The sequence below is a fragment of the Pseudomonas abieticivorans genome (assembly GCF_023509015.1).
GTDB classification, from domain to species: Bacteria; Pseudomonadota; Gammaproteobacteria; order Pseudomonadales; family Pseudomonadaceae; genus Aquipseudomonas; species Aquipseudomonas abieticivorans.
On sequence record NZ_CP094975.1, the window covers coordinates 5,577,654 to 5,600,837 of the forward strand.

Below are 23,184 nucleotides of genomic sequence, written 5' to 3' on the forward strand. Positions count from 1 at the left end.
TACTGGTGCTGGCTCAATGCGCAATATTCTCCAACGCCAGATTGCGCGTCTTTGGCCCGAACCCACCGATGGTCAATGTCACGATCAACATGCTGCTGACAATGAACGCCAGCACGCCCGGCGTGCCGAAGTGTTCCAGGAAGAAGCCGATCATCAGGCTGCTGAACACCGTGGACAGGCGGCTGAAGGAGTAGCAAAAGCCCACCGCCCTGGCGCGGATGTGGGTGGGGAACATCTCGCTCTGGTACGCGTGGTAGCTGAAGGTCAGCCAGGCGTTGCAGAAGGTGATCATGACCCCGCAAAGGATCAGCCCGGCCGCCTGGGTCTGGAAGGCGAACAGGGTGCCAAACAGCATCGTCCCCAGGGCCGAGCCGACGATCTGCCATTTGTTCTCGAAGCGGTTGGCAATGCGCACGAACAACAGTGGCCCCAACGGGTAGGCCAGGGTGATGACAAAGGCGTAGCCCAGGCTGTGGGTGACGCTCACGCCTTGGCCTGACAGCAGCGCCGGCAGCCAGTTGCCAAAGCCGAAGAAGCCGATGGCCTGGAAAATATTGAACACGATCAGCATCAGGGCGCGGCGACGGTAGGGCGGTTGCCAGATGTCCGAGAAGCGGCCGTTGGCTTCTACCGGCACGGCTTCCACCTCTGGGGCGGGGAGGGGCTGGCCATGATCGTTTGCGCAGCGCTTTTCGATGGCATCCAGAATGCGTTCGGCCTCGCTGAAACGCCCATGCTGGGCCAGCCAACGCGGCGACTCGGGCAGGCGCGAGCGCAGCCACCAGATAAACAGCGCGAACACCGCGCTTGCCAATACCACCCAGCGCCAACCGGCCACGCCGAACGGGGCTTGCGGCACCAGCCACCAAGACATCAACGCCACCGCTGGCACCGAGAGGAACTGCACGAAAAAGGCAAAGGCGAACGCTGCGCTGCGCATGCGCTTGGGCACCAGTTCCGAGAGGTAGGCGTCGATGGTCACAAGCTCGATGCCCAGGCCGATGCCTACCAGAAACCGGCAGAGGATCAAGCCCAGCGCGGTGCTTTGCAGGCCCATGACCACCGTGGCCACGGTGTACCAGATGAGTGCGAAGGTAAAGATCGCCCGGCGGCCGAAGCGATCGGCGATGGGGCTGAGCAGGCTGGCACCCAAGAACAGGCCCAGGAACGTCGCTGCAGCGAACGCTGCCTGGTCCGACAGGCCGAACACCCCCTGGTTACCCGTCGCGAAGATCCCGTCGCGGATCAGGCCGGGGCTGATGTAGGCCGTCTGGAACAGGTCGTACAGCTCGAAGAAACCGCCGATGGACAGCAGCGCCACCAGCCGCCACAGGCTGGCGACCGGTGGCAGGCGGTCGATGCGGGCGCTGATCAGCGAGGCGCGGGCCGGGTCGGCCGTGGGAGCGTGGGCAGGCATGCGGTGTCATCCAGACGGGGCAGGGGGGGCAGATCATAGCAGCGCCTCCATCCGGTGTAACTTCTGGCAAACCCCAGGGAATTTTTCGCGGATCAATCCGTTCCTACAAGGGTGCAGATCGGTATGATAATGAAAAATAGCTCAGGGTAAGTGGATGGACCGTTACGCACCCCACCAGTGGCTGCCCCATGAAAAGCCCAGCTTGCCCGGTTCGCCCTCGACTCCGCTGCACTCCACGCCCAAGCGCCTGGCCTTCGGGGCGGTGGGTTTGCTGGTAGCGATCACCGGTGGCTTGGGCAACGCCCTGGTCACGGCCAACCTGCAATTTCTGCAAGGGGCGCTGGGCGCGACCACGGCCGAGATGGCCTGGCTGCCGGCCGCCTACGTGATGACCAACGTGTCGATGAACCTGCTGTTGGTGAAGTTTCGCCAGCAGTTCGGCCTGCGTGCATTCACCGAGGTGTTCCTGGTGTTGTACGCGTTGGTGACGTTCGCCCACTTGTTCGTCAACGACCTCAACTCGGCCATCGCCGTGCGCGCGGCCCACGGCATGGTCGGCGCGGCGCTCAGCTCCCTGGGCTTGTACTACATGATCCAGGCGTTCCCGGCCAAGTGGCGCATGAAGGCGCTGGTACTGGGCCTGGGGGCTTCGCAACTGGCATTGCCGCTGGCGCGGATCTTTTCCGAAGACCTGCTGCAGATCGCCGAGTGGCGCGGGCTGTACCTGTTCGAGCTGGGCCTGGCGCTGACCGCGCTGGGCTGCGTGTTCATGCTCAAGTTACCGCCGGGCGACCGTTTCAAAACCTTCGAGCCGCTGGACTTTCTGACCTTCGGGGTCATGGCCAGTGGCGTCGCCTTGCTCTGCGCGGTGTTGTCCCTGGGGCGCATTGACTGGTGGCTGGAGGCGCCGTGGATCGGCATGGCCCTGGCAGGCTCCATTGCGCTGATACTGGGCGGCCTGGCGGTGGAGCACAACCGCACCAACCCCTTGCTGATGACCCGCTGGCTGGGCAGCGGCGTGGCGATCCGCATGGCCTTGGCGGTGACGCTGATCCGCATGGTCACCTCCGAGCAGTCCACCGGTGCGGTGGGTTTTTTGCAGGCGCTGAACATGAGCGCCGAGCAAATGCGCGATCTTTACTACGTGATGCTGCTGGGGGCGGTGTCGGGGTTGGCGGTGAGTGCGCTGACCATCAGCCCGCAGCACTTGTTCATGCCGCTGGTGATCTCGCTGGCGTTCATGGCCACCGGCTCGTTCATGGACTGCTCCTCGAGCAACCTGACCCGGCCGCAGCAGATGTACCTGAGCCAATTCTTGCTGGCCTTTGGCAGTACCTTTTTCGTCGGGCCGACCATGGCCCTGGGTACGCGCAACGTGGCCACCAACCCGCGCAACCTGGTGAGCTTCTCGGTGCTGTTCGGGATCTGCAACAACCTGGGCGGGCTGATCGGTGCGGCGCTGCTGGGCACCTTTCAAATCGTGCGGGAAAAGTTTCATTCAAGCGTGTTGGTGGAACAACTGACGCTGCTCAACCCCCTGGTGCTCAGCCGCGTGCAAAGCGGCGGGGCCAGTTATGCCAGGCTATTTGCCGACCCGGCGCTGCGCACCCAGGCCGGTACACAAGCGCTGGCCACCGCCGCCACCCGCGAAGCCAATATCCTGGCCTACAACGATGTGTTCATGCTGATCGGCTGCATTGCCATCCTCACCATGATCTGGATTTTCATCCGCAGCCTGTGGCTGTGGAGCACTACGCGGGCAGCCGCTGCTGCCCAGCCTTCCGACCCTAGCCGCGGCGCCCCGACGCAATGACCGAACCCACGACCACGACCACCAATGCCATTGCCTCCACCCCTGAGGGGGTCGCCCCACCGGCTGCTGCCGCCACTGAGCCGCGCTCGCTGCGGGTGCGCGTGCTGTCGACGCTGATTTTTGCCTCGATTGCCATCGTCGGTGTGCTGGTGGTGCTGTATGCCTGGCAGCTGCCGCCGTTCAGCAGCGCGGTGGAAAGCACCGAGAACGCCTTGGTGCGCGGCCAGGTCACCATCATCGGGCCACAGCTGAGCGGTTATGTGTTCGAGGTGCCGGTGCAAGACTTCCAGTTCGTCAAGGCCGGTGACTTGCTGGTGCGCCTGGATGACCGTATCTACAAGCAGAAGCTGGACCAGTCGCTGGCCCAGTTGGAGCAGCAACGCGCGTCGCTGGCCAACAACCTGCAGCAGCGCAAGAGCGCCGAGGCAACCATCCTGCAGAAACAGGCGGCGATCGCCGACAACGACGCCCAGGTGCGCAAAAGCAGCGCGGACCTGCGCCGCAACGAAGACCTGATCAAGGACGGCTCGGTGTCGCGCCAGAGCCTGGACCAGGTGCGTGCCACCAACGCCCAAGCCGTCGCGGCGCTGGCCCAGGCTAAGGCTGCGCTGGAGATTTCCCGCCAGGACCTGCAAACCGTGATCGTTAACCGCGCCTCCTTGGAGGCCTCGGTGCAGAGCGCGGAGGCGGCGGTGGAACTGGCCCGTATCGACCTGGACAACACCCGCGTGACCGCGCCGCGCGATGGCCAGCTGGGGCAGATTGGCGTGCGCTTGGGCGCCTACGTCAGTTCCGGTGCGCAGTTGATGGCGCTGGTGCCCGACACGCTCTGGGTGATCGCCAACATGAAGGAAACCCAGATGGACGCAGTGCGCGTCGGCCAGCCGGTCACCTTCACCGTCGACGCACTCAACCACCTCAGGTTGCGCGGCCACGTGCAGCGCATCTCGCCGGCCACAGGTTCGGAGTTCGCCTTGTTGCAGTCGGACAACGCCACCGGCAACTTCGTCAAGATCGCCCAGCGCATCCCGGTGCGCATCACCGTCGACCCCGACCAGCCCGAAGCCCAGCGCTTGCGCCCGGGGATGTCGGTGGTGGTGAGCATCGATACCCACTATGTGGTGGAGGGCGACAGGGAGGGCGTGCGCTGAACTGGCGATGGAAATTTCCCCATCATCTTCATCCCCGTCTGACAGCCCAAGCCGCTGTCGGTGAGTACCTTCGGCATTCTCCATACGAAGGGATTCACCATGAAGCGTCGTTCTCTAGCCCTGGCCCTTTTGCTCGGTCAGCCCCAAGCCTGGGCCGATGAGGGCGGGCGCAGCGGCCAGGTGGCATTGGCCGGTTTGCAGGCGCCCGTGGCGGTGCGCTATGACGGGCGCGGCGTACCGCATATCCAGGCGCAACACGAAACCGACCTGTATGTTGCCCTGGGCTACGTGCATGGCCAGGACCGCCTGTTTCAGATGGAACTGCTGCGCCGCCTGGCCCAAGGCGAGGCGGCCGAGGTGCTGGGGCCGCGGCTGGTGGAGAGCGACCGATTGTTCCGCACCCTGGGCCTGCGCGAGCAGGCGGCCGTGTATGCCGCGCGCGAGGACCGCGATGCGCCGGCCTGGCGTGCGGTGCAGGCCTACCTGGCCGGGCTGAACGCCTACCAGGACAGCCAGCCGTTACCGGTGGAGTTCGGCCTGCTGGGCATCGGCAAGCGTGCGTTTACCCTGGAGGACACCCTCAGCGTTTCCGGCTTCATGGCCTACGGTTTTGCCATGGGCTTGCGCACCGAACCCTTGCTGACTTACGTGCGCGACCAGTTGGGCGCCGAGTACCTGAAGGTGTTCGACCTTGAGTGGCAGCCCGGCGGCGTGTTGCCCCTGGCCGACGCCGATTGGAGGGGCCTGGACCAGGTCGCCCGCGTCAGCCGTGATGCCTTGGCCGAGGCCGGGCTGCCGCAGTTCGAAGGCAGCAACGCCTGGGTGGTGGCCGGCACCCGCACTGCCAGTGGCAAACCCTTGCTAGCCGGCGACCCGCATGTGCGCTTCGCGGTGCCGGCGGTGTGGTACGAGGCCCACCTGCAGGCGCCGGGGTTTGAGCTGTACGGCCATTACCACGGGCTGACGCCGTTCGCCTCGCTGGGCCATAACCGTGATTTTGGCTGGAGCCTGACCATGTTCCAGAACGATGACATGGACCTGGTGGCCGAGCATGTCAACCCGGCCAATGCGCAACAGGTGCGGTTCAATGACCAGTGGGTGGAGTTGACCCAGCGCGACTACACCCTTGCGGTGAAGGGCGCCGAGCCGGTCCACTTCAGCGTGCGCCAGTCACCCCACGGGCCGATCATCAGCGACCATGGCCAACCGGTGTCGCTGTGGTGGACGTTCCTGCAAACCCAACAGCCGATCCTGGCCGGCTTCTACCAGGTCAACCGCGCCGACACCCGCGAGAAAATGCGCGCCGCCGCCGAACTGATCGCCGCCCCCGGGCTGAATATCCTCTGGGCCAATGCCGCCGGCGACATCGGCTGGTGGGCCGCGGCGCAGTTACCGGTGCGCCCGGCGGGGGTCAACCCGGCCTTTATCCTCGATGCCCAGCGCGGCGAGGCGCATAAATCGGGTTACCTGCCGTTTCGCGCCAACCCCCAAGAGGAGAACCCGCCGCGCGGCTTTATCGTCTCGGCCAATTTCCAGCCCGACTCACCCACCGGCGTGGCGATTCCCGGGTATTACCACACGCCGGATCGCGGCCTGCAGTTGTTTGAACAATTGGCGCAAGGCTCGGCCTGGGACGTACGCAACAGCCAGGCGCTGCAGCTGGGTACCGCCACCGGTTACGGGCCGCGCACCCTTGCGCCGTTGCTCAAGGACCTGCGCGAGGGGGTGGCCGACACCGGGCAGCGGCAACTGATCGAACAGCTGGCGGCATGGCAGGGCGATTATCCGCTGGACTCGATTGCCGCAACCCTGTTCACCCAATTGAGTTTCGACCTGGCGCGCCTGGCCATGCAGGACGAGCTGGGCGAGGCGCAATTTGCCACCTTGTTGAGCACCCGGCTGCTCGACGGCGCCTTGCCGCGCCTGGCCGCACAGGCCGATTCACCGTGGTGGGATGACCGCACCAGCCGTGGCACGCAAAGCCGCGCAGTGATCGTGCGCCGCGCCTGGCAGGCCAGCGTCGAGCACCTCAAGGCCACGCTGGGTGAAGACCCAGGCCAATGGCAATGGGGCAAGGCGCACACCCTGACCCAGAGCCACCCGTTGGGCATTGCCAACGAAGGCCCCCACGCGATGCCCGGTGGCCACGAGGTGCCGAACAACCTGTGGGCCAATCGTGGCCCGGCGCCGTGGGCCGTGGTCAACGGCCCCTCTACCCGGCGCCTGGTGGATTTCGCCGACGCCAGCCAGGCATTGAGCATACTGCCCATGGGCCAAAGCGGGGCGGCGGGGGACCGGCATTATGCCGACCAGGCGCAGGACTTCATCGAGGGCAAATACCAGCGCGCGTTGCTGGCTGAAGAGGCGGTGGCCGCCGGCACGGTGAGTACGTTGCGGTTGGTGCCGGCTGCCAAGGATTGATCTTCTGCGCAGGAGCGCCGCTCCTACAGAAAATCAACGCTTACTGCCAGCCATACCGGCGGATGTAAAACCGCTTCATTGCCTGCGTCAGCATCACGTACGCCAGCAAAATCACCGGCAAGAACACGAAGTACAGCCCCGGCAGCGCCTGCAGCTTGAAGTAGTGCGCCAGCGGCCCCATCGGCAGGAAGATGCCCACGGCCATGATCACCAAGGTCATGATCATCAGTGGCATCGCCGCCCGGCTTTGGATGAACGGCAGCTTGGGCGTGCGAATCATATGCACCACCAGCGTCTGGGTCAGCAGGCCGACGATGAACCAGCCGGATTGGAACAGGGTTTGATGCTCGGGGGTGTTGGCGCCGAACACGTACCACATCAGCGCAAAGGTGGTGATGTCGAAGATCGAGCTGATCGGCCCGAAAAACAGCATGAACCGGCCCACTTCCGCAGGCTGCCAGCGCTGTGGTTTCATCAGCATCTCTTCGTCGACGTTGTCGAACGGCACGGCGATCTGCGAGATGTCATACAGCAGGTTTTGCACCAGCAGGTGCATCGGCAGCATCGGCAGGAAGGGGATGAACGCACTGGCCACCAACACCGAGAACACGTTGCCGAAGTTGGAACTGGCGGTCATCTTGATGTACTTGAGCATGTTGGCAAAGGTGCGCCGGCCTTCCAGCACGCCTTCTTCCAGTACCATCAGGCTCTTCTCCAGCAGGATGATGTCGGCCGCTTCCTTGGCGATGTCCACGGCGCTGTCCACCGAGATGCCGATGTCGGCGGTGCGCAGGGCCGGGGCGTCGTTGATGCCGTCGCCCATGAACCCGACCACGTGGCCGTTGGCCTTGAGCAGGCGCACGATGCGCTCCTTGTGCGCCGGCGTCAGCTTGGCGAACACGTTGGTGGTCTCCACCGCCAAGGCCAGTTGCTTGTCGCTCATGCGCTCGATGTCGTTGCCCATCAGCAAGCCTTGCTGGGCCAGGCCGACTTCGCGGCAGATCTTGGCGGTGACCAGTTCGTTGTCACCGGTCAGTACCTTCACCGCCACGCCATGGGCGGCCAGCGCCTTGAGGGCCGGCGCGGTGCTTTCCTTGGGCGGGTCGAGGAAGGCGACATAGCCGATCAGGGTCAACTCGCGTTCATCGGCCAGGCTGTACACGTCCTGGGTCGGAGGCATCTCGCGGGCGGCCACGGCCACCACGCGCAGGCCTTCGGCGTTGAGTTCGGCGGTCACCTGGCGGATGCGTGCCAGCAGGGCTTCACTCAGCGGCTCGACATTGTCGCCATGGCGCACCTGCTGGCACACCGAGAGAATTTCTTCGACCGCGCCTTTGCAGATCAACAGGTGATGCTGGTCGTGCGCCGCCACCACCACCGACATGCGCCGGCGGTTGAAGTCGAACGGGATCTCGTCCACCTTGTGAAACGCGGTGGTCACCTGCAGGTCGCGGTGCACTTCCACGTGTTCCAGCACGGCCACGTCCAGCAGGTTTTTCAGGCCCGTCTGGTAGTAGCTGTTGAGGTAGGCCATCTCCAGCACATCGTCCGATTCCTGACCCCACACGTCCACATGGCGGGCGAGGAAAATCTTGTCCTGGGTCAAGGTGCCGGTCTTGTCGGTGCACAGCACGTCCATGGCGCCGAAGTTCTGGATGGCGTCCAGGCGCTTGACGATGACCTTTTTGCGCGACAGGAACACCGCGCCCTTGGCCAGGGTCGAGGTTACGATCATCGGCAGCATTTCCGGGGTCAGGCCCACGGCGATCGACAGCGCGAACAGCAGCGCCTCCATCCAGTCACCCTTGGTGAAGCCGTTGATGAACAGCACCAGCGGGGCCATCACGAACATGAAGCGGATCAGCAGCCAGCTGATCTTGTTGACGCCGGTCTGGAACGAGGTTTCGCCCCGGTCGGTGGCGCTGACGCGTTGCGCCAGGGCGCCGAAATAAGTGCCGTTGCCGGTGGCAATGACCACGGCCACGGCGGCGCCGGACACCACGTTGGTGCCCATGAACAGGATGTTGTCCAGCTCCAGCGGGTTGAGCGTGTTGGCATCGCGCTGGGCGACGAACTTCTCCACGGGCATGGATTCGCCGGTCATCGCCGCCTGGCTGACGAACAGGTCCTTGGCCGACAGCAGGCGGCAGTCGGCCGGGATCATGTCACCGGCGCTGAACACCACGATGTCGCCGGGCACCAGTTGCTTGATCGCAAGCTCGATGCGCGTGTGCCCGGCGTCCTGGCGCCGGCGCACGGTGGCGGTGTTGCTGACCATCGCCTTGAGCGCGTCGGCGGCCTTGTTGGAGCGGGTTTCCTGCCAGAAACGCAGGAGGGTGGAGAGCACCACCATGGAGCCGATCACGGTGGTGGCCTTCATGTCTTCGGTCACGAACGAGACGAACGCCAGCAGGGTCAGCAGCAGGTTGAAGGGGTTCTTGTAGCAGTGCCACAGGTGCACCCACCACGGCAGCGGTTGCTCATGTTCCACCTCGTTGAGGCCTACGTGCTCGCGCACGGCATCGGCCTGCTCGGCGCTCAGGCCGTCGTGCTGGCTGCCCAGGCGTTGCAACAATGCGCTGGCATCGGCGGTAGCCGCGGCCACCAGGCTGTGCGCAAGGTTGGCCGGGATCTCGCGGCTGACGTTGCTGTCGGCCAGGCTTTCGAACAGCGCCAGGCGGCGAAAGTGCCGGGCGATGTGACGGGTACGCAGGAAGCCTGCGAAGAATTCTTTCAGTAGGGTGAGCTTCATAGCCTGATCTCAGGTCAGTGCGCCTGCGCTCACTCCACTTCGGGATGTTCACGCAGGCGGTCTTGAATCGGTGTCTGGGTTCATGATGTAAAGGGCTGCATGGCAAAAGGGGGGCACGCACGAACGCTGTGCTGCACGGCGATAAGGCTGCGCAATCCAGGTGTGGTCGTAAGAGGGGGAATCGGCCGGGCGCCCGTGGGGCAGGTAGGCCGGATTGCCGTCTCTCGCATCAAGGGCGAGAGCACGGCAGAAAAGACTGCGCGTTATCTCGCCGAGAATTTGCCGGTGTCTGAAACCGGCCGACTACTGTCGCTCGAACAAGTGCCCACGTGGGGTCTCCGCGGTGATTGAAAACGCGCGCAGCATACGCTCGGGTGCGTGCGCCGACAATCGGCAAACGCGCTAGATGAAGCAAGTTTCATGAAGGTACTTCAGGCTGGCAGGCTCAACTGCGCGCACAAGCCTCCGCCCTCGCGGTTGCTCAAGGTCAGCGTGGCGTTGAGGGCCAGCGCCAACTGCTGGGCGATGGCCAGCCCCAGGCCGGTGCCGCCGGTATCGCGGCTGCGCGAGGTTTCCAGGCGGTAGAAGGGCTTGAGCACTTCGCCCAACTGCGCGTGGGCGATGCCGGGGCCGCGGTCCAGCACGCTGATCGACAGGCCGCCGTCGCTACGCACGGCCACTTGCAACTGGGCGGCGCCGGCGAACTTCAAGGCGTTGTCCACCAGGTTCATCAGCACCCGGCGCAGGGCGTGGGGGCGGGTGTCCAGTTGCAGGCCGGTCTTGCCGTGCAGTTCGACCGGCTGGTGCATGTCCTGGTAATCGAAGGTCAGGCTCTCCAGGAAGGCATCGGCGTCTATTCGCGCATTTGCCTCGGTGGCGCCATGCACGCTGCGGGCGTAGGCGATGCCCTCGCGCACCAGGTGCTCGATCTCACCCAGGTCGTGCCACAGTTTGTCTTTCTCCACGCCATCCTCCATGAACTCGGCGCGCAGTTTCATGCGCGTGAGGGGCGTTTGCAGGTCGTGGGAGATGGCCCCCAGGATTTCCATGCGCTCCTTGAGGTAGGCCTCGATCCGCTCCTGCATGGCATTGAACGCCCGCGCCGCAAAGGCGACTTCCTCGGGGCCGGATTCATCAATGCGCGGGCCGCGGGTGTTGGGGTCCAGGGAGTCGGCGGCCCTGGCCAGGCGGGTCAATGGGCGGATGGCAACCTTCACCGCCAGCCAGGCGCAGCCGATCAGCACCAATAATTGCACCAGCAGGGCGGCGGGCAGCCAGTAGGCGATGGGCAGCAGGGAAGGGCGCACATCAATGCTCAGGGGGTGGCCGTCGCTCAGGCGCAAGTGCGCTTGGAAATGCTTTTGCACGTCGGTGGACAGGTCGGTAAAGGTGACGGGGAATTTCGACGCCAGGGCGCGCTGGATGGAGGCCATCGACTGTGGCGCGCCTTTTTCGGCCAGCGGCGGCGCCGGTTCGCCTTCGCCCAGGATGAAGTGGAAGGTTCGCCCGTCCAGTGTCGGCAACCAACTGGCACGCTCTGGCGCGGGCAAACGATCCAGGATCGCCACCGAGGTGCCCACCTCGCGTTCCAGGGTGCCCATCATCATCGACTGCGAGCTTTGGTAGCGCTCGCAAAACTGCACGGCAAAAGACAAGCCATAGGCCAGCACCAGCCCGGTGAAAAAGATCAGGCCCAGCTGCGCGATCAACGTGCGAGGCCAGCGCAGCAGGGGCGTCATTGCTCAGCTCCCAGGACCTGGACCGGCATGGAGAACACGTAGCCTTCGCTGCGCACGGTCTTGATGTAGAACGGCTCGCGGGCATGGTCCAGCAAGCGCTGGCGCAGGCGGCTCACCAGTAGGTCGATGGAGCGGTCGAACAGGTCGGCATCGCGGCCCTGGGTCAAGTTCAGCAATTGGTCGCGGTTGAGCACCTGCTGCGGGTGGTCGAGAAACACCCGCAACAGGCGGTATTCGGCGCCGCTCAGGGCCACTTGGGTGCCGCTGTCGTCAAGCAGGTGCCGCGCCGAGGTGTCCAGCCGCCATTGGCCAAAACCCAGCAGGCGGCCGCTTTCGGTCACCTGCAGGTTGGGCGGCAGCATCCGCGTGCGGCGCAGCACGGCATTGATCCGCGCCAGCAGTTCGCGGGCGGCGAAGGGTTTGGTGAGGTAGTCGTCGGCGCCCATTTCAAGGCCAATGATGCGGTCGGTTTCGTCATTGCGCGCCGTCAGCATCAGCACCGGCGTGGCCTTGTGCTTGCCGGCGCGCAGTTCGCGGCACAGCAGCAGGCCGTCGTCGCCCGGCATCATGAGGTCCAGCACGATCAGGTCGACGGGCGTGGTGGCTAGAAAGCTGCGCATTTGCCGGCCGTCAGCCACCACCGTGGTGCGCAGGCCGTTCTTCTTCAGGTAATTGCCCACCAATTCACGTATTTCGCGATCGTCGTCGACGATCAGAATGTGGTCCACATGATCCATCCGTTCAACCCTCAAAGGCTTGTATGGCGGGCATTCTAACCAGCGACGGGGGGCTTGCCTGCCACCCTTTGTATTGCAGTGTATCTGCAGTGCCCATGGATACGTAGCGATTGAAAACCGGCACCTGATGACACAGTCCAGATACGCCACCGGCATTCAATAGGCCTCAACAGCCCGGCAAACACCGCGCCTACCCCGAACGCAATACCGTGAGGAACACACCATGAACGTCAAGACCCTGAGCATCAGCGCCCTGTTTGCCGTATTGACCCTGGGCGCGGTCAGCGCCCAGGCAGCCAACGTACAGGAGCAAACCTACGCCTACGGCGAACACCTGGACGTGCACAAAGTATTGAGCCTGACCGAAGACGCCCAACCTACCTGCGGTGTGGTCAATGCACGCATGAAGTACTTGGATTCGGCAGGGGTCAATCATGCGCTGGACTACAAGAAGTATTCGGACAATTGCTTGCAGGATAATTGATGGTTTACGCCGTTAGGGCGGTGTTTAAACGAAAAGGCCCCGATTTCGGGGCCTGTTGCTGCCTGAAGCCGATGCGTCCCAAATCAGGCGTGTGCCCAGTCGCCCTCGGGGATCAGGCGTATTTCAACCCGTTGGCCCAAGGCGCGTGCAGCACTGGCAAGGGTGGCGAGTGTCATGCCCGGATCGTTGCGATCCAGCGCGCGGTCTACCGCCGTGCGACTGGTATGCATGCGTTCGGCCAAGGCTTTCTTGCTGACGCGCTGCACCTTCATTGCTTCGGCGATCTGCCAGGCGATGACTCGCTTGAGCGCTGCGGCCGAAGCTTCCTCGACCAGGCCTTCATCAGCGAGGAAATCGTCAAATTCAGATCCAACTGCATCGTTCATGGAGTGCCTCCTAATCGTGCTTTTCGCGTTACAGCGATTGCCATGTCGTGGGTGGGTGTCTTCTGGCTTTTTTTGATGAAGCCATGAAGCAGTACCACCGTTGTGCCCAAAACCGTAAAAAGAACGCGGGTGATGGGTATCCCCAAGATCGGTTCGTACTTCCCATAGACCGCCGGCAAGTTTACCTACCACAGGCATGCCGATGGGCCAACCCCACTGCACAGTCTTGATATCAATCCCGATCTGTCGTTTATGTTCGCGGGGCAAACCAGTCAACCAATCGCGGACGGGTTCATTGCCTGCATCCGTTCTGAAAAAACTGACGTTCAACGTCACTGTGTCCGTACTCATGACTGGAGTGTACCAAAATAGGTGCTTTTTGCACTCGCATAACCTTCTCCCGAAAGGGATCGATACCTAAATCACATACAATTTATGCCTTCCTGCTATAACCCCTGCACCCCTTGTATTCCCTGCCTTAGCTCATTTGGTTTCTAAACTATGGCGTTTGATTCTTTGTCGTGATCCCTGCGCCTTCGTACGCTCGCGCCATGGATTCAGCCTGAATCAGAGAGAGCCTAATCATGAGCCAGACCGCCTTCGCCACACCTCCCATCACCGCCGATGCGTTTCGTATTACCCCCTTGAAAGCTGCGCTGGGTGCGCAAGTCGAAGGCCTGGACGGGCGCCAGCCGTTGACGGCCATCCAGGTATTGGCGCTCAAACAAGCGCTGCGCGACCACCACATTCTGATTTTCAAGCGCCAACAACTCGATGACCGAGCGTTTCTGGATTTCACCTCGTATTTCGGTTCGGTGTTCCAGCCTCCGGCCGATATTCCGGTGCTGTCGTCGGGCAAGGACGGCAAGGCGCCTTTGATCGTGAAAGTGGCCAACAGTGAAGATGGCGAGTTGGGCAACTTTGCCTTGCCGGCCCACAGTGACCACCACTGGACGCCAACGCCGTCGGCAGGCTCGTTGTTGTACGCCTTGCAGGTGCCCAGCAGCGGAGGTGAAACCACGTGGACCAACCTGGCCCTGGCCTACGAAACGCTGGATGCGGCGACCAAGGCTGAGATCGACGACCTGCGCTTGATCAATTACAACCCTTTTATTCGCTTGCGCCAACGTGATGCCGGATATGGCGATGGCAAGTCCATTCAGTACCGCACTCCGGACATCGAGGCTATCCAGGGCACCGAACACCCGCTGGTGCGCGTGCATCCGGAAAGCGGCAAGCGCTTGTTGTACCTGGGCGTGCGTACCGAAGTGGAAATCCCAGGCTACGAGCCAGAACAGGGCCAGGCGTTGATCGAGCGCTTGCGTGAGCACCTGGTCAACCCGGCGCTGGCGTATACCCACCGTTGGGAGGTGGGCGATATCGTCTACTGGGACAACCAGGCCACGCTGCATGCGCGCAATGCGTTCGATGCGGGCGAAACGCGGAGTTTGAAGCGGATCAGCCTGGCGGGAAGTCGACCGTTCTAAAGCCGCCCCAACAAAGCTAGCCACTCGGTCTGACCGACCTGTGGGAGCAGGCTTGCCTGCTCCCACAGGTCGGTGCGCGTTGTTAGCCTTGTATGTTCGTCCCAAGTCCCAAAGCCGACCAACCAAAGCTCGCCACTGGGCCTGACAGGCCAAACCCTCGCAAGCAAGCTCTGCTCCCACATTTTCTGCCAAGTGCCATGGCTGCCAGTCCGCGTTGTTAACCTTTTGTGCCCGTCCCGGTTATTTAGCGACCGTAGTCAGCGGTCGCCCAACAAAAATAAAGATTGAATAATCACACCAAATGTTATTTAAATAACAAAAAACAAAAGCGTCACGGCGCCCCGAGCCGTGCCGAACAAGGTGGATTGGCAATGAGCAAGATCGCAGTCATCGGCAGTAACATGGTCGACCTGGTCACCTACATCGACCGCATGCCCGCCCAGGGCGAAACCCTTGAAGCGCCCGGTTTTGCCATGGGCTGCGGCGGCAAGGGCGCCAATCAGGCCGTGGCCGCCGCCAAGCTGGGCGCCCAGGTGTTGATGCTGAGCAAGGTGGGCGACGACCTGTTTGCCGACAACACCTTGGCCAATTTCCAGCGCTATGGCATCGATACCCGCCATGTGCAGCGCGTGGCCGGCGTGCCCAGTGGGGTGGCGCCGATCTTCGTGCAGGCCGACTCCCACAACAGCATCCTGATCGTCAAAGGCGCCAACGCGCACTTGTTGCCCGCCGACATCGACGCCGCTGCGGCCGACTTGCGCGACTGCGGGCTGATCGTGCTGCAACTGGAAATCAACCTGGCCACGGTGTACCACGCCATCGAATTCGGCCGTCGCCACGCCATCCCGGTGCTGCTCAACCCGGCGCCGGCACTCAAGGGCTTGAGCGGCGAGAACTTGGCGCAGCTGGATTTCCTGATCCCCAACGAAACGGAGTTGGCGCTGATCACCGGGCTACCCGTGACGGGCCCGGAATCGGCGCTGGTGGCCGCAAAAACCCTGGTGGCCAGCGGCATCAAGCATCTGATCGTGACCCTGGGTGAACAGGGCGCACTGTACGTGGGCGAGCAGGGCGAATGGCGCACGGCTGGGTTGCCGGTCAAGGCCATCGACACCACGGGTGCAGGCGATGCCTTCATCGGTTGCTTCATCCACCACTGGAGCCAAACCCGCGACATCCGCGCCGCCATGCAAAAGGCCGTGGCCTATTCGGCTTGCTCGGTGACCGGTCGCGGCACGCAAAGCTCCTACCCGAACGCCGTGGCGTTCGCCGAATTCCAGAAGCACATCACGCCCCAATAAGGCCGGCCCTTCACGCGGAGAACAATAATGAACAAACCTGCGCTGCAACAGACTGCCGACGGTTTCTACCTGAACCGCACGCCCTGGTTCGCCTTCATCCTGCTGTGCTGCATCTTCGCCTTGTGGGCGGCGGCGGCCAGCATGAACGACGTGCTGATCGCCCATTTCAAGAAAGCCTTCCTGCTCAGCGATTTCCAGACGGCCTTCGTGCAGTCGGCGTTCTACCTGGGCTACTTCTTCGTGGCCATCCCGGCCGCCTTGGTGGTGCGTCGCTTTAGCTACAAGACCACCATCCTGATTGGCTTGCTGCTGTACATGGGCGGCTGCCTGCTGTTTTTCCCGGCGGCGTCCACTGCCAAGTACGGCATGTTCCTGCTGGCGCTGTTCGTGATCGCCGCCGGCCTGTCGTTCCTGGAGACCGCCTGCAACACCTACTCGACCCTGATGGGCCCGCGTGAAACCGGCACGCGCCGGCTGAACATCTCGCAAACCTTCCACCCCTTCGGCGCCATGGCCGGTGTGTACGTGGGCAGCTTCGTGATGTTCAAGGACAGCGATGCGACCCGTGAGCAACTGACCCAGATGAGCGCCTCGGACGCGGCCGCCGCCCAACTGCAAATGATCCAGTCGACCTTGTTGCCCTACAAATGGATGATTGGCGTACTGGTGTTGATGTTCATCCTGGTGGCCATCACTCGATACCCCGCGTGCAAGGGCAATATCAAGGCGGGCCTGAAGACCAGCAGCATCGGCCAGAGCCTGGCCCGGTTGTGGCGCAACAAGCGCTTCACCTTTGGGGTGTTGGCGCAATTCCTGTACGTGGGCGCACAGGTAGGTGTGTGGAGCTTCACGATTCGCCTGGCCATGCAGATGGGTGGGATGAACGAGCGCAGCGCGTCGTGGTTCCTGCTGACCACCTTCGCTGCCTATTTCATCGGCAAGATGATTGCCAACCTGCTAATGCGTAAACACCACCCGGCCAAGGTATTGGCGTTGTACGGGGTGTTGAGCATCGTGTTGCTGGCCTACACCATCCTGGTGCCAAACATCACCGCGGTGTACGCGGCAGTGGGCGTGAGTGTGTTCCTGGGCCCTTGCTGGCCGACCATTTACGGCCTGACCATCGACGGGCTGGGTGAAGACACTGGCGTCGGCGGCTCGCTACTGGTGATGAGCATCGTCGGCGGCGGGGTGATCCCGATCTTCCAGGGCCTGCTGTCGGACTACAGCGGCGGCAACATGCAACTGGCCTACAGTGTGCCGTTGCTGTGCTTTATCGTCATTGTCGCCTATGCGGTGCGTTGCCTGCGCCAGTCGCGTCATGAACCGATGGGCAACGTCGCGGCGGCGGCCTCATGAGTACCCGTGTCCCGTTGTACAAGAGCGCCTTTGGCGAGGCCGAGAAAACCCTGCTGCAGTCGGCCGATTTTCGCGTCAGCAGTTGGGTGTACCCCAGTGGCGTGCTGGCGCTTGCGTTGGAAAACAGCCGTGGCCGTCTGGTTGTGTTGCCGTATCAAGGCCAGATGGTGTGGTCCGCAATGTTCGATGGTTGCAACCTGACCATGAACAACCTGTTCAGCCAGCCCAGGCCCAGCCCCACGGTGATCGGCACCTACGGCTGCTTCATGTTTCACAGCGGCTTGCTGCGCAATGGCTGCCCCACGCCACAAGACGACCATGCGCTGCACGGCGAGATGCCCTGCGCGGCCATGGACAGTGCCTGGCTGGAAGTGGGCGAGGGCGCCGGCGGCCCCTGGTTGCGCCTGGGCGGCGAGGTGGAGTACGTACAGGGTTTTGGCGACCGCTACCGCGCCAGCCCCAGCGTCACCCTGCAGGCGGGCTCGGCCCTGTTCGACATTGGCATGCAGGTTTGCAACCTGGCCGGCAAGCCCATGGACCTGATGTACATGGCGCACATGAATTACGCCTACGTACCGGACGCTCGCTTTATAGAGCCCTTGGGCATGCAGGCCCGGCGCTTGCGCAGCAGCGTGCCGGCCCACGTGCAACCCACCGCGCAATGGAGCGCCTACATGGCGCAACTGGCAGAAAAACCTGCGGCGCTGGCCTGCCTGGACTCACCGCACCTGTACGATCCGGAAGTGGTGATGTTCTTCGATGGCGTGCACGCCGACGCCCAGGGGCAGGCGCATTTTCTACTGCAACATCCCGACGGCGCGGCCTTTTACACCCGCTACCGGCCCGAGCAGTTCGAGCATGCCGCGCGCTGGGTATTGCACAACGCCGACCAGCAGGTGGCCGCGTTCGTGTTGCCAGCCACTTGCGAGCCAGAAGGCTACCGCGCGGAAAAAGCCAAGGGCCAGGTCCGTTCGCTGGCAGCCGGCGCCACTGCCGAGTTCAGCGTGACCACCGGCTACCTGACGCCCGGCGAACGCCAGGCCTTGTTCGATTAAACCACCAGTTGCGTACCGGCGGCGGCGAAGGCCTCGCGGTAGGCACGGGGGATTTTCTTGTCGCTGACTACGCAGTGGAAGTCGGCCAGCGTTGCAAAGTAGGCGGTACGCACGTTGTCGAACTTGCTGTGGTCGGCCAGCAGCACGCGTTGCTGGGCCTGGCGCAGCACCTTCTGCTTGACCTGCACCTCGTTGAGGTTGAAGCACGTCACGCCGAATTCCTGGCTGACGCCTGCGGCCGAGACAAAGGCCCAGGTCAGGCGCAGTTGGTCGAGCACCGAGGTGTCGGCGGCGCTTTCAAATACTTGGTTCTTGCGGTGGAAGGTGCCGCCGCAGAGCACGATGGAGCAGTTGGGTTTTTGCTGCAATTTGAGCAGCACGTTGAGTGAGCTGCACACGGCGGTGAATTCCAGCTCATCGGGGATAAAATCGATGACGAATGGGGTGGTGGTGCCACAATCGAAAAACGCCGTGTCACCGGCCTTGATGAACTGCGCTGCGAGCTTGCCGATGCGGCGTTTTTCCTCGACGTGACGCGTGTCCTGCTCGGCCACGCGGTACTCGCCTGGCTCGCCGGCGTCGTGCACCCGGGTGATGTAGCCGCCCAGTAGCCGCAACTGGTCGCCGTATTTGCTCAGGTCGCGGCGCAGGGTCATCTCGGACACCTCCAACAGCGCCGCCATTTCACGCAGGTGAATGGCGCTCTGGTCCTGCAGGGCTTGCTGTATGAGTTTCAGGCGCTCGGCTTTTTTCTGGTCCACAGGCTTTCCGGGGGTTGATTGTTGATGTTATTTAAGTAACATAATATGTGATAAATGTAACTAACTGGCGCAGGTGGCCCTCAATGGTGGCGCATGCACAACTGAACGACAAGCAGGAGCTTTATCGATGCGCACTCTCGAACCCGCAGCCGTTGCACCCTACATCGACCACACGTTGCTGGCGGCTGATGCATCCTGTGCCCAAGTCGCCGCCTTGTGCGACGAAGCTCGCCAGTATGGCTTTTATTCGGTCTGCGTGAATTCGGCCCAGGTGCCCCATGCGGCGCAGTGCCTGAAGGGTAGCCGCGTGACGGTCTGCGCCGTAGTCGGTTTTCCGTTGGGCGCCGGCCTGAGCGACACCAAGGCCTTTGAAGCCGAGCGCGCCATTGCTGCCGGCGCCGGCGAGATCGACATGGTGCTGAACATCGGCTGGCTCAAGGAGGGGCTGTTCGACCAGGTGCAGGCCGACATTGCCCAGGTGCTGAAGGCGTGCGGGTCGGTGCCGTTGAAAGTGATCCTGGAAACCTGCCTGCTGGATGACGCGCAAAAGGTTCGCGCTTGCCAGATTTGCCGCGAGCTGGGCGTGGCTTTTGTCAAAACCTCTACCGGCTTCAGCCGCAGTGGCGCCACCGTTGAAGACGTGGCATTGATGCGTCGCACCGTGGGCCCGGACATCGGTGTGAAAGCCTCTGGCGGGGTACGTGATTATGCCACTGCCTTGGCGATGATCGAAGCGGGCGCCACGCGCCTGGGCAGCAGCTCCGGTATCGCTATCGTCAGCGGTGCCCATGGACAGGGTGCGGGCTATTGAGCACTGGCTATTAGCTGATCGTACCGATACCGCGGGCCATCAAGGTGGCCAGCAACGGGATGATGATCAGTAAGGTCAGCTCCAGGCGGATGATCATGATCATCGCCTTGGCCGTGCCCGGGCTGACTTCAGGCGCATCGCCGGCCCGCACTGGCAAGCGCCAGGCAAGGAATTTGACGGTGGGGTAGATCGATAATAGACCGATCAGTATAAATAGCCCGATCTTGGCGTGGAATACCGTGTTGTGCAGGTAGTAGTCCAGCCCCTTGCCATACCACAGCACCCGCGCCAAGCCCGTGAGCACCACCACGCCTGCGCACAGGCCGTAGAACATGTCGACGCGGATCAGCTTGAGTGCTTGCTGCTGGGTGGGCTGGGGCGTGAACAGCACGTGCTCGATCGACAGCAGCGCGAAAAGCACGAAGATCGACAGGTAGTGCAGGTAGGCGGCGACGGCTTGGCTCATAGGGGCTTCTCGCGTTTGCCGAGTCGTAGCCGCCAGGCGGCTACGATGGCACTGCATTCAATCCTGCAAGCTTAGCCGTGGTTTTCAGGAATGCTCTGAAGCCGCTGCCAGCGCCCCACTGCGTACTGCCCCCGGATGCCCCTGGTTGTCACCCAGCAACGGGATTTCCTGGTGTTCGGCGTCGTAGAGTTTGCCGCCACTGAAGTAGTCACCGTCGCGCAGCGCCGCCACGTCGCGGTACTGCAGGCTGCGCTCGGTGCCGGCCACAAACACCGATTGCTGGTCGGAGTTGCCGGCCGTGAAGTGGTTGAAGGCCAGGTTCAGCACAATGGCCATGATCGCCGAGGAACTGATGCCGGAATGGAAGATGGTCGCGAACCAGCTGGGGAAGTGGTCGTAGAAGTTCGGTGCGGCGATGGGGATCATGCCGAAGCCGATCGAGGTGGCGACGATGATCAGGTTCATGTTGTTGCGGTAGTTGACCTTGGACAGCGTACGAATGCCACTGGCGGCCACGGTGCCAAACAACACGATGCCGGCGCCGCCGAGTACCGAGGTGGGCACCGCGGCGATTACCCGGCCCATCACCGGCAGCAGGCCGAGGATCACCAGGAACACCCCGCCGGTGGCTACCACGTAGCGGCTCTTGACCCCGGTCACGGCCACCAGGCCCACGTTCTGGGCGAAGGCGCTTTGGGTGAACGAGCCGAATATCGGCGCCAGCAGGCTGGACAGCATGTCGGCGCGCAAGCCGTTGCCCAGGCGCTTGGAGTCGACCTTGGTGTTGATGATTTCACCCACGGCCAGGATGTCGGCCGAGGTTTCCACCAGCGTCACCATGATCACGATGCACATGGAGATGATCGCGGCCAGGTGGAAGGTCGGCAGGCCGAAGTGGAAGGGGCTGGGCAGGCCGAAGATCGGGCCCTGGCTGACGGTGGAGAAGTCGGCCATGCCCAGCAGGCAGGCAATTACCGTGCCGATGACCATGGCCAGCAGGATCGACAGGCGCGAGATGGTCGCGCTGCCGACCTTGCTCAGGATCAGCACCAGCACCAGGGTGATCGCGGCCAGGCCAATGTTGCTCATGCTGCCGAAGTTCTCGGCGCGGCTGTTGCCGCCCATGGCCCAGCGTGCGGCCACCGGCATCAGGGTCAGGCCGATGGTGGTGATGACGATGCCGGTCACCAGCGGCGGAAAGAAGCGGGTAATGCGCGAGAATACCGGGGTAATCAATAGCCCGATCAATGATGCCGCCATCACTGCGCCCAGGATCGCGGCAATGCCGCCGCCTTCCTGGGTGCCGACGATCGCCACCATGGTGGCCACGCCGGAGAACGACACGCCTTGTACCAGTGGCAGTTGGCAGCCAAAAAACGGAACCCCCAGGGTTTGCAGCAAGGTGGCCAGGCCACCGGCGAACAGCGATGCGGCCACCAGCAGGCCAATCTCGGCAGGCGAAAGGCCTGCCGCCTGGCCGATGATCAAGGGTACCGCGACAATGCCGCCGTACATGGTCAGTACGTGTTGCAGCCCATACGCCATGTTGGCGAACAGGCCGAGGTTCTCATCTTCAGGGCGCAGCGGTGCAGTCGGGGACTCGTTCATGGTGGGGGTTCCCTGGTTTTTGTTGTGCTGGCACTGTATTCAATATGTGAGCTATCTGTCTATAGAGTTGTATACAATCTGTCGGGCGGGGCGACTTTACAGTCCCAGCTCTGGCTCTGGCTCTGGCTCTGGCTCTGGCTCTGGCTTTTGATCTGGCTTTTGATCTGCTTGGCTTTTGATCTTGATGGTGTGCCCCATTAAGCGCCCGGGCCGACTGGAGGCGTCGATCAAGCGGCCGGAGGCGTAGCCGCCGGAGACGGAGCCGGAGGAGCTTCTATTCCGGGCCGTCGTCCGCTTGAGCGATGCCGGAGGGAGGGGACCCGTAGCGCAGCGGAGGGCCCAAGCAGGGGCAAGCCTTTTTTGCTTACTTTTTGTGGCGTTTGACAAAAAGTGAGCCGGCGTAAGGCCGGAAAGGTGATTCGGCATCACCCTAACCAATGGATATGTGTAAGGCATCCGAATCCCGCTTCTGAGAATTGCGAGCATATCCATTATTTAGGGGGAGACCACTTCACCGTTCCGCCCTTACGGCGTCTTACTTTTTGTCAAACGCCACAAAAAGTAAGCAAAAAAGGCTTGCCCCTGCTTGGGCCCTCCGCTGCGCTGCGGGTCCCCTCCTTCCGGCGTCGCTCAAGGGGCAGACGGCACCGGCTATAGAAGCTTGCCGGCTGCCGTCTCCCTCGGCTGCGCCTCGGGCCCTGCGGGCCGCCCCTTGAGCGACGCCTCCAGTCGGCCCGGGCGCTTTACGGGGCACACAATCAAGATCAAAAGCAGATCAAGATCAAGATCAAGATCAAGATCAAGTTCGAAAGCCAAAGCCAAATTCTGCTCTTGATCTGCTCTTGATCTGCTCTTGATCTGCTCTTGATCTGCTCTTGATCTGCTTGGCTTTTGATTTTGATTGTATGCCCCATTAAGCGCCCGGGCCGACTGGAGGCGTCGATCAAGCGGCCGGAGGCGTAGCCGCCGGAGACGGAGCCGGAGGAGCTTCTATTCCGGGCCGTCGTCCGCTTGAGCGATGCCGGAGGGAGGGGACCCGTAGCGCAGCGTAGGGCCCAAGCAGGGGCAAGCCTTTTTTGCTTACTTTTTGTGGCGTTTGACAAAAAGTGAGCCGGCGTAAGGCCGGAAAGGTGATTCGGCATCACCTAACCAATGGATATGTTCACCGTTTTAAGAGCAAGCTTCAAAGATGCGTGAACATATCCATTATCAATGGCGCGATCACTTCACCTTTCCGCCCTTACGGCGTCTTACTTTTTGTCAAACGCCACAAAAAGTAAGCAAAAAGGGCTTGCCCCTGCTTGGGCCCTCCGCTGCGCTGCGGGTCCCCTCCTTCCGGCGTCGCTCAAGGGGCAGACGGCACCGGCTATAGAAGCTTGCCGGCTGCCGTCTCCCTCGGCTACGCCTCGGGCCCTGCGGGCCGCCCCTTGAGCGAC

At 62.7% G+C, this 23,184-nt stretch carries 17 protein-coding genes and 1 pseudogene; 9 read left to right on the forward strand and 9 right to left on the reverse strand.

Annotated elements, in window-relative coordinates; all coding sequences use genetic code 11:
• Window positions 1-13: 13 nt before the first annotated feature.
• The gene (locus L9B60_RS25350) at window positions 14-1,417 is read right to left on the reverse strand and encodes an MFS transporter (RefSeq protein ID WP_249673716.1); all 1,404 of its coding nucleotides are present in this window, start codon (window positions 1,415-1,417) and stop codon (window positions 14-16) included.
• A gap of 154 nt (window positions 1,418-1,571) precedes the next feature.
• On the opposite strand from L9B60_RS25350, the gene L9B60_RS25355 reads away from it, so the two are divergent.
• The 3 genes from L9B60_RS25355 to L9B60_RS25365 all read left to right on the forward strand — a co-directional run bounded on the left by L9B60_RS25355 (window position 1,572) and on the right by L9B60_RS25365 (window position 6,802).
• Window positions 1,572-3,230, forward strand: coding sequence for an MFS transporter (locus tag L9B60_RS25355; protein ID WP_249673717.1), 1,659 nt, complete (start codon window positions 1,572-1,574; stop codon window positions 3,228-3,230).
• On the forward strand, window positions 3,227-4,381 hold the full coding sequence (locus L9B60_RS25360) for an HlyD family secretion protein (protein WP_249673718.1): 1,155 nt from the start codon (window positions 3,227-3,229) through the stop codon (window positions 4,379-4,381). The genes L9B60_RS25355 and L9B60_RS25360 overlap by 4 nt, the downstream gene beginning before the upstream one ends.
• A gap of 99 nt (window positions 4,382-4,480) precedes the next feature.
• Window positions 4,481-6,802, forward strand: coding sequence for a penicillin acylase family protein (locus L9B60_RS25365; protein WP_249673720.1), 2,322 nt, complete (start codon window positions 4,481-4,483; stop codon window positions 6,800-6,802).
• Window positions 6,803-6,842: 40 nt separating this feature from the next.
• Here the strand turns inward: L9B60_RS25365 and mgtA are convergent, their stop codons facing one another.
• From mgtA to L9B60_RS25380, 3 genes are all read right to left on the reverse strand, one after another.
• Complete coding sequence (gene mgtA / locus L9B60_RS25370; RefSeq protein WP_249673721.1) at window positions 6,843-9,554, reverse strand: magnesium-translocating P-type ATPase; 2,712 nt, start codon at window positions 9,552-9,554, stop codon at window positions 6,843-6,845.
• A gap of 431 nt (window positions 9,555-9,985) precedes the next feature.
• Window positions 9,986-11,293 carry an ATP-binding protein gene (locus L9B60_RS25375; protein ID WP_249673722.1) on the reverse strand — a complete coding sequence of 436 codons (1,308 nt, stop codon included), beginning with the start codon at window positions 11,291-11,293 and terminating at the stop codon, window positions 9,986-9,988.
• Complete coding sequence (locus L9B60_RS25380) at window positions 11,290-12,030, reverse strand: response regulator (protein WP_249673723.1); 741 nt, start codon at window positions 12,028-12,030, stop codon at window positions 11,290-11,292. Before L9B60_RS25380 ends, L9B60_RS25375 begins: the two co-directional genes overlap by 4 nt.
• A gap of 223 nt (window positions 12,031-12,253) precedes the next feature.
• Here L9B60_RS25380 and L9B60_RS25385 point away from each other — a divergent pair, with 223 nt between their 5' ends.
• Window positions 12,254-12,514: a DUF2790 domain-containing protein gene (locus tag L9B60_RS25385; RefSeq protein WP_249673724.1), complete on the forward strand. Its 261-nt coding sequence runs from the start codon at window positions 12,254-12,256 to the stop codon at window positions 12,512-12,514.
• 83 nt (window positions 12,515-12,597) lie between these two features.
• Here L9B60_RS25385 and L9B60_RS25390 read toward each other — a convergent pair whose 3' ends face one another.
• Entirely contained in the window at window positions 12,598-12,900 is a 303-nt protein-coding gene (locus L9B60_RS25390) for a helix-turn-helix domain-containing protein (protein WP_249673725.1), read from the reverse strand.
• Window positions 12,897-13,251, reverse strand: a pseudogene (locus L9B60_RS30765) (type II toxin-antitoxin system RelE/ParE family toxin). The gene L9B60_RS25390 and the pseudogene L9B60_RS30765 overlap by 4 nt, the downstream one beginning before the upstream one ends.
• A 233-nt stretch (window positions 13,252-13,484) precedes the next feature.
• On the opposite strand from L9B60_RS30765, the gene L9B60_RS25400 reads away from it, so the two are divergent.
• The 4 genes from L9B60_RS25400 to L9B60_RS25415 all read left to right on the forward strand — a co-directional run bounded on the left by L9B60_RS25400 (window position 13,485) and on the right by L9B60_RS25415 (window position 18,102).
• Window positions 13,485-14,387, forward strand: a complete 903-nt coding sequence (locus L9B60_RS25400; RefSeq protein WP_249673726.1) for a TauD/TfdA dioxygenase family protein — start codon at window positions 13,485-13,487, stop codon at window positions 14,385-14,387.
• A 371-nt stretch (window positions 14,388-14,758) separates the two neighbouring features.
• On the forward strand, window positions 14,759-15,688 hold the full coding sequence (gene rbsK, locus L9B60_RS25405) for a ribokinase (protein WP_249673727.1): 930 nt from the start codon (window positions 14,759-14,761) through the stop codon (window positions 15,686-15,688).
• Window positions 15,689-15,715: 27 nt separating this feature from the next.
• On the forward strand, window positions 15,716-17,047 hold the full coding sequence (fucP, locus tag L9B60_RS25410; protein WP_249673728.1) for an L-fucose:H+ symporter permease: 1,332 nt from the start codon (window positions 15,716-15,718) through the stop codon (window positions 17,045-17,047).
• Window positions 17,044-18,102, forward strand: coding sequence for an aldose 1-epimerase family protein (locus tag L9B60_RS25415; protein WP_249673729.1), 1,059 nt, complete (start codon window positions 17,044-17,046; stop codon window positions 18,100-18,102). Before fucP ends, L9B60_RS25415 begins: the two co-directional genes overlap by 4 nt.
• Here the strand turns inward: L9B60_RS25415 and deoR are convergent.
• Window positions 18,099-18,863, reverse strand: a complete 765-nt coding sequence (gene deoR, locus L9B60_RS25420) for a DNA-binding transcriptional repressor DeoR (RefSeq protein WP_249673730.1) — start codon at window positions 18,861-18,863, stop codon at window positions 18,099-18,101. The genes L9B60_RS25415 and deoR overlap by 4 nt on opposite strands.
• 127 nt (window positions 18,864-18,990) lie before the next feature.
• On the opposite strand from deoR, the gene deoC reads away from it, so the two are divergent.
• The gene (deoC, locus tag L9B60_RS25425) at window positions 18,991-19,674 is read left to right on the forward strand and encodes a deoxyribose-phosphate aldolase (RefSeq protein ID WP_249673731.1); all 684 of its coding nucleotides are present in this window, start codon (window positions 18,991-18,993) and stop codon (window positions 19,672-19,674) included.
• 10 nt (window positions 19,675-19,684) lie between these two features.
• On the opposite strand, the gene L9B60_RS25430 is transcribed toward deoC, so the two are convergent.
• On the reverse strand, window positions 19,685-20,140 hold the full coding sequence (locus L9B60_RS25430; protein ID WP_249673732.1) for a DUF2214 family protein: 456 nt from the start codon (window positions 20,138-20,140) through the stop codon (window positions 19,685-19,687).
• Between the two features lie 84 nt (window positions 20,141-20,224).
• Window positions 20,225-21,748, reverse strand: a complete 1,524-nt coding sequence (locus L9B60_RS25435; protein WP_249673733.1) for a nucleobase:cation symporter-2 family protein — start codon at window positions 21,746-21,748, stop codon at window positions 20,225-20,227.
• Window positions 21,749-23,184: the final 1,436 nt, after the last annotated feature.